The 11629-nt window shown below is 62.9% G+C and carries 11 protein-coding genes and 1 pseudogene; 2 read left to right on the forward strand and 10 right to left on the reverse strand.

The window, feature by feature from the left end; genetic code table 11:
• The 7 genes and pseudogenes from NHF53_RS14345 to NHF53_RS14375 all read right to left on the reverse strand — a co-directional run.
• A partial coding sequence (locus NHF53_RS14345) for a recombinase family protein (RefSeq protein WP_252834734.1) occupies positions 1-1165 on the reverse strand: 1165 nt, incomplete at its 3' end.
• Positions 1166-1327: 162 nt separating this feature from the next.
• Positions 1328-1684 (reverse strand): hypothetical protein, encoded by a 357-nt coding sequence (locus NHF53_RS14350; protein ID WP_252834735.1) that lies wholly within the window; start codon positions 1682-1684, stop codon positions 1328-1330.
• 929 nt (positions 1685-2613) lie between these two features.
• A pseudogene (locus tag NHF53_RS14355) lies at positions 2614-2886 on the reverse strand (tyrosine-type recombinase/integrase); the annotation flags it as partial.
• A 46-nt stretch (positions 2887-2932) separates the two neighbouring features.
• Positions 2933-3700 carry an ABC transporter ATP-binding protein gene (locus tag NHF53_RS14360; protein ID WP_252834736.1) on the reverse strand — a complete coding sequence of 256 codons (768 nt, stop codon included), beginning with the start codon at positions 3698-3700 and terminating at the stop codon, positions 2933-2935.
• Between the two features lie 10 nt (positions 3701-3710).
• A complete protein-coding gene (locus NHF53_RS14365) occupies positions 3711-4688 on the reverse strand; it encodes an ABC transporter substrate-binding protein (RefSeq protein WP_252834737.1) in 978 nt (325 codons plus the stop codon).
• Between the two features lie 57 nt (positions 4689-4745).
• A complete protein-coding gene (locus tag NHF53_RS14370) occupies positions 4746-5585 on the reverse strand; it encodes an ABC transporter permease (RefSeq protein WP_252834738.1) in 840 nt (279 codons plus the stop codon).
• A 10-nt stretch (positions 5586-5595) separates the two neighbouring features.
• Entirely contained in the window at positions 5596-6948 is a 1353-nt protein-coding gene (locus NHF53_RS14375; protein WP_252834739.1) for an LLM class flavin-dependent oxidoreductase, read from the reverse strand.
• Positions 6949-7212: 264 nt separating this feature from the next.
• Between NHF53_RS14375 and NHF53_RS14380 the strand changes: the two genes are divergently transcribed.
• Positions 7213-7659, forward strand: coding sequence for an Rrf2 family transcriptional regulator (locus NHF53_RS14380; protein ID WP_252834982.1), 447 nt, complete (start codon positions 7213-7215; stop codon positions 7657-7659).
• On the opposite strand, the gene NHF53_RS14385 is transcribed toward NHF53_RS14380, so the two are convergent.
• On the reverse strand, positions 7643-8521 hold the full coding sequence (locus NHF53_RS14385; protein ID WP_252834740.1) for a hypothetical protein: 879 nt from the start codon (positions 8519-8521) through the stop codon (positions 7643-7645). The two genes, NHF53_RS14380 and NHF53_RS14385, sit on opposite strands and share 17 nt — an antisense overlap.
• A 34-nt stretch (positions 8522-8555) precedes the next feature.
• Positions 8556-9095, reverse strand: coding sequence for a flavin reductase family protein (locus NHF53_RS14390; RefSeq protein ID WP_252834741.1), 540 nt, complete (start codon positions 9093-9095; stop codon positions 8556-8558).
• Positions 9096-9234: 139 nt separating this feature from the next.
• Here NHF53_RS14390 and NHF53_RS14395 point away from each other — a divergent pair, with 139 nt between their 5' ends.
• The gene (locus NHF53_RS14395; RefSeq protein ID WP_252834742.1) at positions 9235-10695 is read left to right on the forward strand and encodes an FAD/NAD(P)-binding protein; all 1461 of its coding nucleotides are present in this window, start codon (positions 9235-9237) and stop codon (positions 10693-10695) included.
• Between the two features lie 195 nt (positions 10696-10890).
• Here NHF53_RS14395 and NHF53_RS14400 read toward each other — a convergent pair whose 3' ends face one another.
• A complete protein-coding gene (locus tag NHF53_RS14400; RefSeq protein WP_252834743.1) occupies positions 10891-11460 on the reverse strand; it encodes a hypothetical protein in 570 nt (189 codons plus the stop codon).
• Positions 11461-11629 lie beyond the last annotated feature (169 nt).

Consider the following 11629-nt stretch of genomic DNA (forward strand, 5'->3'; position numbering starts at 1 on the left):
GCTCGCGATCAGCGCCGGCATTTAACCGCTTCTGCTCCGCCTGGTATTCGCTCAGGAACTCCGCGATCGCCTCCGGCGCCAGCAATCGGCGCTTTATCCCCCCGAGAACACGCTGCTCCAGGTCCGGCATGCGAATGGTGCGATTGTTATCGCACGTTCCTTTCTCGCGATGAGCTGCACAAGACAACCGATCCTGAAACTTGACGGTGTAAGCCGCTCCGCAACATCCGCACCTGATCAGCCCGGAGAATATCCTTTTGGGGCGTCTGCGCTCATGGACGCGCGTTCCACCATACGCCCTCTTCCGAAGCTGTACCGCGTCCCAGACATCGTCGGCGATGATGCGCAACTGCGGCGCGTCGACGACCTGCCACTGATCTGGAGGATTGGGCCGCGAAATCCTCTTGCCGGTATCCGGATCCTTCATCATTTGAAGACGATTGAACACCAGCAATCCGACGTAGGCTTCGTTGTAGAGCATTCCACTGCGGCGCTTCAGATTCCCGTTGATGGTCGAGGCGGCCCACTCGCCGCCGAAAGGCGACGGAATTCCATCGCGGTTGAGTGCGGCAGCAATCGTGCGACCGGAACGCCCCGACGCGAACTCACTAAATATCCGGCGCACCACCTCCGCCTGTTCGGGATCGATCTCGCGAAGCCCCCTGATCGGTTCGCCCCGCTCGTCGAATTTGCGCACCACGCGGTAGCCGTATGACAAGCCACCGGCGGAAAAGCCTTTCGTCACGCGGCCGATCTGGCCACGGCGTATTTTTGCAGCCAGATCTCGGAGAAAGAGCGCGTTCATCGTGCCCTTCAGCCCGACATGCAGCTCATCGATTTGTCCCTCGCTCAACGTCACGATTGTCACACCGGCGAACCGCAGTCGTTTGAACAAGCCCGCTATGTCTTCCTGATCCCTGGACAGTCGGTCGAGCGCCTCCGCGACGACGACCTCGAACTGTCCAGATTGGGCGTCAGTAACAAGCTGTCTGATGCCCGGGCGGAGGAGCATGCTCGCTCCGGAGACCGCGGCATCCGAATATGTTTCGGCGAAGTCCCATCCTTCCCTCAGAACGCGCTCACGGCACAATCGCAATTGGTCCTCTATCGAGGCCTCTCTCTGGTTATCTGAGGAATAGCGGGCGTAGAGGGCAGCACGAGTCATCGGCATGTCTCCTTGTTGAGTCTCGTCTTCAGCGTTCATGGGCATCCAGCAACGCGCTGCATTTGCGTGCGAGACGGGCGCGGGACGCGCCACCACCTCAGCGGCATGCCCTTGAGGGGACGGCTTTGTTCTGGCCGACGTCAGTGGAACGAGGCAAAGGCCTCAGTCGGCTCCGACGCCGCAGGCGACGGAATCGCCCTGCCCTGCCCCGACCTGCGGCTCGGTGATCACCTCGACCACTTCCCGCAAGCGGATGAAGTCACCCAACCGGCCGTCGAGGTCGTTGAAGAGTGAGGCGAGCGCCTGCGGCGTCACCGGCACCGTCTCCATGCGGACGATCTTCATGTCCGGCAGCGGATCATAGCGGCCCTTCTCGGCAAGCAACTCCCTGCGAAAGGTCACGATATCCCGCCGCGCCGTATCCTGCGTGTCATAGAAGCGGCGGCTGGTCCTCGTGAGGTCGTCGCCATAGACATAGGTGTAGAAACTGCAACTCGATGCCTGCTGTGTGTCCGACATGACGGTTTCCCCTTGTTGCAATGGCAAGGGATCGCGGATGCTGATCGGATAAGGGAACGGGCCTGTCTGTCCTCGTGTTGTTCGATCGGCTTCCTGGGAGCATTCGCGGTTCGCCCCCGCGTCCATGCTCATTGACCCCTGGTGATCGGGGAGTTCGAAACCGTGTGTTACGGCCCTGTGGCCTTTGGTTCGGGTGAACCTGTTGCATACGCCACAGGCTCCCCGACCATAAAGGTCAAGGAGTGTGGTGTTGTAACGGCCAACACCAACCGAACACAGAGGTTTCGACGCCCCAAGGCAGTTGCGTTTCTGCCTCAAGGGGAATCCTAGTCGCAAACGGGACGACGGTGCAAGGCGTCTGCTGCGTGATCCGACAGTTTGGATCGCTCTCGCGTCAGTCATCGTCTACACTTGGATCACAGTTGTCGCTGACCGGAGCTCGGCGTTCATAATCATCGCGTGCCATTTGGCGGCCGATCAGGCGGGCAATGTCGAATACGAGGTGATCGAGTCTCTCGACGGATGAAACAGCTTCAACAGAAGAGGGCGGGACCGTTTTGTCCTCATGGTCCGGGTCCGCATTGTGGTTTGCGGGCGTCTTGTCCCTTTCCGCTCGATCCTCTTCCCGGTCCATGCCGCACCCGCACTTGCCTCGTGCCGACCATCAAAGACCGTCGAAGTATCCGTGGAAAGGGCGAGTTCCCCGTGCGTCGTAGAACCGGCAAGCGGATGCGGAGAAGACTTGTAGGATGCGGGACTGGCCGAGGCGGAGTTGGGGCCGGATGCGGACCGTCTGCTATTGTCGATACCAGAGAGAAAGCTGACATCCGAGCCAACGCCCAGTCCGAGCGTAATAGGGACGTGCTCACTTCACAATGGGGCTTGCCCCCGGCAGCGGGGCCGCGCAAAATCAGACTTCGGTACGCTCCGCTAACTCCATCTTCGATATCGACGCCGAGATACCTGACCGTGTTCTCGGTCCTGGTATGCCCAAGCAGGATTTGGATGGCCCATAGGTTGCCGGTCGCTTTGTAGATCATCCCTGCCTTTGTGCGTCGGAGCGAGTGAGTGCCGTAGTCTTCGCGGCGTAGCCCGATTGCTGTCACCCACTCATCGACCAATCCAACATATTGGCGGGGGCTGAGATGGTTGGCATGATCGACCCGACAGGGAAAGGCGTAGTCATCAACGGTTCCGCTTCTTCACACCGCGGCCGTTTCACCGCCTCGCCCTCGCGCAGCAGCTCTCTCAGTGCAATCCGAACAGCCCGAGCAGTTCTTCGCGCTGGCGCACGAAGCCGGCTGCGCTGCGATCGCGTGGACGGGGGAGGTCGATGTCGATCAGCCGGGGCTCGGCGCCCTTTTCGCGGGGCAGGATCAGGATGCGGTCGGCGAGGAAGATCGCCTCTTCGAGGTCGTGGGTGACCAGCACCGTGGTCACATCCTCGTCCCTCCATATCCGTGCCAGTTCCTGCTGCATGCCGATCTTGGTCATCGCGTCGAGTGCGCCCAGAGGTTCGTCGAGAAGGAGGATTTCCGGCCGGACGGCGAGCGCCCGGGCGATCCCGACGCGCTGCGCCATTCCGCCTGACAGCTGCCGTGGCAAGGCTCTCTCAAAGCCCTTCAGGCCGACGAGATCGACGTATCTCTGAGCGACAGCCCGGGCCTCCTGCCGGGACAGGCCCTTCGTCTCCAGACCGAAGCCGATATTGTCGATCACCGCGAGCCAGGGCAGCAGCCTCGGCTCCTGGAAAATGACGGCCCGTTCGGCACCGACGCCCCGAACTCGCCTGCCGTCGATCAATACGTCGCCGGCGTCTGCCTCTTCGAGGCCCGCGAGGATCCGCAGAAGCGTCGTCTTGCCGGAGCCGCTGGCGCCGACGATCGCCAGGCTCTCACCGGAGCGGATGGTGAGGTTCAGGTCCTTGAGGACCGGCAGAGGCCGGCCGTCGAGGGTGAAGCTCTTGGAGAGGCGACGGACCGTCACCTCTCCGCGGATGGCGTTTGCGACAGCCATGGCCAGTTCCTCAGTTGCTCGCCGTATCGGCGGTGTAGAGGATGTCTTCGGCGGACAGTTGCCCTTCCTTCAGCTTGCCTTCGCGCACCAGGACGTCGATCCAGAACTGGAGATCACGCCCCACCGCCTTGCCGCCCGGACGCACCCCATAGCCCCGGAAATACCGGGCGATGTCGGGATTTTCCCCGCGTTCGGCGAGCGCTTTGGCGAAGATCGTTCTGGTTTCCTCCGGATGCTCACGGGCGTAATCCAGTGCGCGCTGCGACTGCTCGACGAAGACCCTGGCGGCCCCCGGATGCTTTTCGATGAAATCGCGGCGCAGCACGACGAAACCGCCGGCGATGTCACCGAGCACGTCGGTATCGTCGAAGATCGCACGCAGGCCGCCGTTCTGCCGCGCGGCCCCTTCGAAAGTGGTCTGCCAATAGCCGAAGGCGGATACATCGACCTGACCCGAGCGCAGGACCTGCTCGAGCTGCGGCCCGGGAACGACGATCTGGTTGGCAGCATCGGAGGGCAGGCCGACGGAATGGAGTGCTTCCCGGATCGTGTAGTCGAGATGTGCCCCGAGCGTATTCACGGCAATGCTCTTGCCGGCGATATCCTTGATCTCCCTGATCGGACTGTCCTCGAGGACGTAGAAGATCGACTGGACCTCGTCGTTGATGCCGTTCGACGGATAGGCGGCGACGAAGTCGTTTCCGCCGATGATCGAATTCAGCACGGCAGACGTTGCGGCACCGCCGATCTCGACGTCGCCCGAGGCGAGCGCGATCAGGGACGCCGGACCGCCCGTGGCGTAACCGACATTTTCGACCGTGATGCCGGACCCTTCGAAATAGCCGAGTTCGGCGGCAAGTTCATGGGCCGACAGCCCGCCCTGGCTGGCGAGATAGCGGAGCTTGACCTCTTCGGCGGCAGAGGCGGAGCCGGAAAAGCCGATTGCCAAGGCGACCGAAAGGAAGAGTCTGCGGGAATGCAGGGTCATGGGACGTATCCTTTATGGAAATGGTGTCGTGTGGAGGCCGCGTTTCGACGCCCACGTTCAGGCCCAGCGGCAGAGCCGCCGCTGGAGAAGGACGAGAGCGGCATTGGCCGCGAGGCCGAGGAGTGCCAGAAGCAGGATCGCCGCGAACATCAGCGGGATCTGGAAATTGTACTGGGCGTTCATCACCTGGAAGCCGATGCCCTTGTTTGCGCCGATCATTTCCGCCGCGATCAGGAGCAGCAGGGCGGTGGTTGCCGAAAGCCGCAGTCCGACGAAGATCGCGGGCACGGAGGCCGGCAGAACGACCCTCCGAAAGATCGCAAGCGAGCCGGCGCCATAGGTGCGCGCCATCTCGATCAGCCTGGTATCCACTTCCTTCACACCGCCGATCGTCGACAACAGGATCGGGAAGAGGGTGGCCCAGAAGATCACGAACACCTTCGACGTCTCGCCGAGACCGAGCAGCAGGATGAACACCGGATAGAGGGCGAGCGCCGAGGTCTGGCGAAAGAACTGCAGCAGCGGGTCGAGTGCCTGCTCGACGGCGCGTATCTGCCCCATGAAGAGACCGAGCGGAATGCCGAACCCGACCGCCGCGACGAAGGCGATTCCCGACCGCTGCAGGCTGATCGCGATGTCGTCGACCAGCGCACCCGTGGAAATGCCCTTCCACAGAGCTGCGATGATCTGGTCCAGAGGCGGAAATACCGAGGGGTTCACCCAGCCGAGCTTGGCGGACACCTGCCAGGCGACCAGAAAGCCGATGATGAGCCCGTAGCGGGAGAGGATTGGCGCGACGGCCGTTGCCGTCTGTGTCAGCCAGCGCGGCGCCCGGTTTTCCGCCCCGGAGAGGCCGAGGCCATAGGCCCGGCCCCGATCGACATCTTCGTAGGACATGAAGACCCCCTCACTCTGCGGCCTGAACGACCGAGCCGGCCCCGGCCCAACGGTTGACGGGGAATGGAAGGCCGAGGTTTTCGCGGAGCGTGCGGCCCTCGTAAGCGGTGCGGAACAGCCCGCGGCGCTGCAACTCCGGGATCACCAGATCGACGAAGTCGTCGAGCCCGGTCGGCAGCCACGGCGGCAGGATGTTGAAGCCGTCGGCAGCTTCGTTCTCGAACCACTCCTGCAGCGTGTCTGCGATCTGTACGGCGGTCCCGACGACGGTGAAGTGGCCGCGTGCCGAGGCGACCCATTGATAGAGCTGGCGGATCGAGAAATTGTTCTCGTCGGCGATCTGGCGGATCAGCGCCTGCCGGCTTTTCAAGCCCTCCGTCGGCGGCGCCGGCGGCAGAGGACCGTCGAGATCGTATCCGTGCAGATCGAGCGTGCCGCCGGTCAGGCCGTTCAGCAACCCGACGCCGTCCTCTTCGAGAATAAGCGAGGTCAACCGGTCGTACTTCTCGCGTGCTTCCGCCTCGGTCCGCCCGACGAACGGTGATACGCCGGGCATGATGAGGACATGGTCCGGATTGCGGCCGAGGCCGCGTGCACGGCTCTTGATGTCGCGGTAGAACTCTTGCGCCGTTTCGATGTGCTGGTGCGCGGTAAAGATCACCTCGGCCGTCGCGGCGGCAAGACCGCGTCCGTCCTCGGATTGACCGGCCTGGACGATGACCGGGTGTCCCTGGCGCGAGCGAGAGACGTTCAGCGGACCCTTGACCCTGAAGTGCTCGCCCTTGTGATCCGCATCGTGAAGCTTGGCGGGATCGAAGAAGACACCTGTCTCCTTGTTGCGAATGAAGGCGTCGTCCTCGAAGCTGTCCCATAGCTTCTTCACCACCTCGACGTGCTCGACGGCGCGCTTGTAACGCTCGGCATGTGGCAGCTGGGTGTCGCGATTGAAGTTCTGCGCGGTTGCATCGCCGGTCGTCGTGACGACATTCCAGCCCGCGCGCCCACCGGAGATCAGATCGAGCGAGGCGAACTTGCGGGCGGTTTTGTAGGGTTCCTCGTAGGTCGTCGACGCGGTCGCGATGAAGCCAAGATGCGTGGTGAAGGGTGCGAGTGCCGCAAAGAGGGTCACCGGCTCGAAGCCGGCCACCCGCGCATTGCCGCCCTCACGCGCGCCGCCAAAGCCGACAGCCAGGCCGTCCGCCAGGAAGTAGGCGTCGAAGAGGCCACGTTCCGCCGTCAACGCCAGCTGCTTGTGGAACTCGAGACTGACGGCCCCGTCCGCCGGCTGATCGGGATGCCGCCAGGATGCGATGTGCTGGCCGCCTCCGGGCAGGAATGCTCCAAGTCTGATTTTGCGTGTCATGGCTGGTCCTCACTGTCGGTTGGATCGAATGAAGTCAGCCTATATTTTCTATAATTTATATAGAGAAATAGAATTGCGAAGATTCCCGCAAACGGCGAATTGATTTCCGGCGGGCGCGAACAAGGAGAACAAGCCTGCTGCGGGGCCACGAAAGGCGGTTCCTCGCCAGCGACAGGCGAGGAAACACGCTTGAACGCTTAGTTCAGAAAAACTATGTAATTTGGCAGAAAGTCACTCGCGATGGCCATCGGCCGGGTTCCGGAAATGCTCACCAACAAAGGCAAGTATGGTCTGAAGGCACTGGTCGACCTCGCGGGTCTCGAGCCGGGGCAGACGGCGTTCGTGACCGACATCGCCGCACGCAACAACATTCCGAAGAAGTTTCTCGATACGATCCTTCTGGAACTGCGCAACAACGGGTTCCTGCGTTCGAAGAAGGGGCCGAACGGGGGATACGCCCTGTCGAAGCCCGCCGACGAAATCATGATCGGGCAGGTCATCCGGGCCCTCGACGGGCCGCTCGCACCGATTCGCTGCGCCAGCCGGACCGCGTTCGAAGCCTGCGACGACTGCCGGGATCCGGCAGCATGTCAGGTCCGCATCTCGATGACGCAGGTCCGGGACGCCATCGCCTCTATCCTCGACAACATGACGTTGTCGCAGTTCGCCGCCCGAGAGAATTCCGTCGGAGATCTTATTGCCGGCGAGTGATCTCGCCTGAGCAACGGGCGCAGGCCGTCGTCAACGCGTGAAAGAGCCGATCGATGTGCGTTTCGGAAACAGGTCGCAGATCGACCTGAATGCCGTCGATGACGGATGCAGTCTTCAGAACGATCGCGTCCAGGAGCTCGTATTCGACGGCAGATGCCGCGCCGGCGTCCCCGTTCATGCCTTCCAGATGACCCGGGTCACATTTCCCGCGACAGCTCGCGCCATGAAGAAAGGCCTGCATGAGCGCGGCAAGCCGAGGTGCCTCCGGCCCGAGCTCCAGAACATTGTCCGGGGAAACAGACATCCTGTTCGAACGGGTCCGTTCGGGATCGTGCCGCGCGTCGGCCGCGACGATTGCCGCAACATCACCGATCCCGGCGGCCCGCGCAACCAGCACTTGCCAGGCCGCGGCTCGCGCCGCGTCGGTGGCAGAGAAGGGCTCGATCGCGAAAGACAATCCGGATCGATCGAGGCGCGGCAGGGGATGGTCTCCCGCCTGAGAAAGACGTTCAAACACGTCGCCGAGGACGACGCGGCTATAGACCGCCTTGCGCTGCTCGGTCGTGCCGCTCGTGCGCAGGAGCTCCAGTGCAATCAGATGCTGAACCAACAGATCCGCCGTCTTCTCGTGCCAGGCCGACAGCCGGCTGACCGCGTCGGCAACGACGGCATTGGAGATGTCGGCGCCGCCGAACGCTGCCGGAATGGAAACAGCCAGGAGTCCCGATGTAATCAGGGTAGCCGTCGTTGCCCGAACGTCGGAACATGGGCCATGAATGATCGCATCGAGCGCCGCGATGACCTCGCTCTCCGTCGAGAGCGCTGCGGGAACGGGACGCAATCGATCGGCAGCTGATGTCATCGTTCAGAACCTCTTCGGAAGCCGACCGGCACCGTCAAGTGAGAGAATGGTATCGGCCGTTCTGGTAGAGCAGGGAACTTCCCCGACCCAGCCGGATCGCAAGGACCCTGCCGATGACGATTACGTGGCTGTGTCTTTCGATCGCTTCCTCAACCTCGCAGTCGAGGGCGGCGACGGCAGTTTCCAGCACCGGAGCGCCGCTGGCAAGTCTCGTCCACTCCGCCCCCTGGTAACGTTCGGCTCCCCGAACTCCACCGACGCCGGCAAAACGGTTCGCGATATCCCGGTGGTCGTCGCCGACGACGTTGACGGCGAAGTGACGGAACCTGTCGACCACCGGCCATGTGGAGGACGACCTGTTGAGAGACACCAGCATTCGCGGCGGATCGACGGAGAGGGCCGTTGCGGAGGTAACGGTCGCTCCCGACCGCAGGTCGCCTTCACCTGCGGTAACGACGCTGACGCCGCCACCCAGGGATCTGAGCGCCTCTTTCAGGCCCCGCGCGTCTGCGGGCCGGTCCAAAACGGGGTGGAGCCGCGGCTCGGAAAACTCTGTCGCGATGAAGGTGCTCATGTCCTGGCTCCGTTCGTGCTGATTTGAGCAAGAGATAGCAGCCGCGGAACCCACCCCGTAGACAAGCGTTTTTATTTTCCATATATTTTATAGAAAATATGTTCAGCATCTCCGAACGTCTGCCGGAAGGAGGACTGCCATGTTGAAGATCAGGATTTCGTCTCCACCGTTGAAAGGCCCTGTCAGCCCTTCAGGCTCGCGGGTCGTCGTCATCGGAGGCGGCTACACCGGGGCGACCGTCGCGAAGCTTTTCGCCGAGAGAGGCTTCGGACACATCGAAGAGATCACGGTCTTCGAGCCCCGAGAGCACCTCGGCGCCGGCCTTGCCTACGACGCGGCCGATCTCGACGTCCGCCTCAACGTCGCAGCCCATCGGATGCGCGCCGTTCCCGGCTCTCCCTCGGCGTTTCCGGACTGGCTGCAGGCGAGCGGCACCCTGTTGGTGGACCCGGAGGCGATCACATCGGAGGGCGTGTTCGCACGCCGCCGCGACTTTGGGCGATTCATGCAGACGCAGATCTCCTCCTTGATCGAAAACGGGGTAGTCCGGCACGTCCGCGAGGCTGCGCAGTCTGTCTCCCGCATCAACGAACAGTGGCGCGTGACAGGCGCGGAGGGGGCGGTTGTCATGGCCGATGTGCTGATCCTCGCGACGGGTCATCCGGCAGCATCGAGGCCGCCGGCTCTCGCCAATCTGGACGTGCGCGCCGCGAGGCAAATCAGAGACGCTCTTGCACCGGACGCCTTCGGCGATATCGACCCCGAAAGCGACATCCTGGTAGTCGGCTCCGGCTTGACAGCGCTTGACGCACTGGCACGCCTCCGCGCTCGCAACCATCGCGGCCGGGTGTCCCTTCTGTCTCGTTCGGGCCTGCTGCCGAGACCCCATGCCGGCGGGGGCTTCGGTCCCTATGGCGAGTTTCAGGACGAAACCCTGACCTCAGCCAGGCGGATACTGGCAAGGGTCCGCGCGACGATCGCGGAAGCCGAAGCGCAAGGCATTCCGTGGCAATCCGTATACGATGCCCTGCGACAGCATTCCCAGTTCCTCTGGCAGCACCTGCCGCCGGGCGAGCGGGGCAAATTTCTCCGCCGCCTGCGCCGCTGGTACGAAGTCCACCGCTATCGCATGCCCCCACAGGTCTCGACCGTGCTGGCAGAGGGCCTTGCTACCGGACGCGTGGACATCCTCCTCGGCAATCTGGCGTCCGTACAGCGAGACGGGCAAGATCTGGTGGCAAGGGTCACGACGCGCAATGGCACGACCGAACACCGCGGCACCTACATTCTGCTCGCGACAGGACCCGATTTCCGCGACTACTGTTCCCACCAGCGATTGCTGCTTGCGCTGCACCGGGACGGTTTCCTTCAATCGGATCCGCTGGGCCTGGGGCTTGTCTGCGACAACGCAGGTCGGACGATTGCCGTGGACGGCACTCCGAACACCGGCCTTTTCGTAGCGGGCCCTCCCGCTCGCTCTGCATTTGGCGAGCTCACTGGCGTACCTGAGATCGCGACCCAGGCTGCGAGCATGGTGGACAGGATCATCCGCTGCTGCGCCCGTGAGACAAGGACCATCGTCATTAGGCAACGGGGGTGAGGGAGTTGGCGTCTGCTTCTGGATGGCGAATGAACGAGGCTCGATGGCTGAAAAGAGGGCGCGAACCTGCCGCTAAGAGCCAGATGAGTCGACGCAACCGCCGGGGCCAAGTGCGGGGCGACGCGAATTTGCTGAAACACGCGTTCCGACATGAGCGTTCACGTTGTCGCCAGCGGCAGCGCCGCGATAACCGCCTCACAATTCATGCCACATGTCGTCAGTGCCCGCGACGATATCCCGGAGAATGGCGCTCATCTGCGGCCAGGGGAACTCGTCGTCGGGACAGTCTTCCCTGCCCATGCAGAGGAGCGCGTGGAGCTTGGCCGCGACACCTGCGCGCGACCGTGCCGGCTCGTCCCACAGCGCATGCGCGCGCTCGTCCCGAGCGGCAACTGCGCTCCTCTCGGCATGCTTTGCGCGGCTGTACCCCAGCCTCTCATCCAAGGCGTCCCACTTGCTCTGCTGTTCAGCAAGAGCCGCCCTCGCCTGCGCGCGTGCGCCTGCCCGTTCCGGTCCGTCACCGAAAAGCGCATCGATTTCGTCCACCGAGAAGGCCGACACCGGAGCCTCACGGTCCCCGCCAGTAACCACGACACGGGGAAAGCCAATTTCCGAGACCATCCTGCTCTCCAGCCGCTGCTGAAGCTCGCAAAGCCTCTCAGCTTCGGCCTGCGCGGTCATCCATTGCCGCCACAGAACGAGCAACGGATCGCTGTCGCCTCTTATGTCGCCGTCGCTGGAGAGCGTCGCCTCTGCACTCGCCATTTGTGCCGCCAGCCAAGCTGCCGAAACGGAAAGCAAGCGTCGCCGCGTGACGGCAAGCAAAGTTCTGCTATTGTCGGAATCAGATGGGGTATTCGGCTTCGAGCCCCATCTTCACGGTGGAGAAGGTGTGTCGTTTCGAGTTGATGGTAATGTAGTCTGAGCAATCAGT

Source organism: Ciceribacter sp. RN22, from assembly GCF_024054295.1.
GTDB lineage: Bacteria > Pseudomonadota > Alphaproteobacteria > Rhizobiales > Rhizobiaceae > Allorhizobium > Allorhizobium lividum.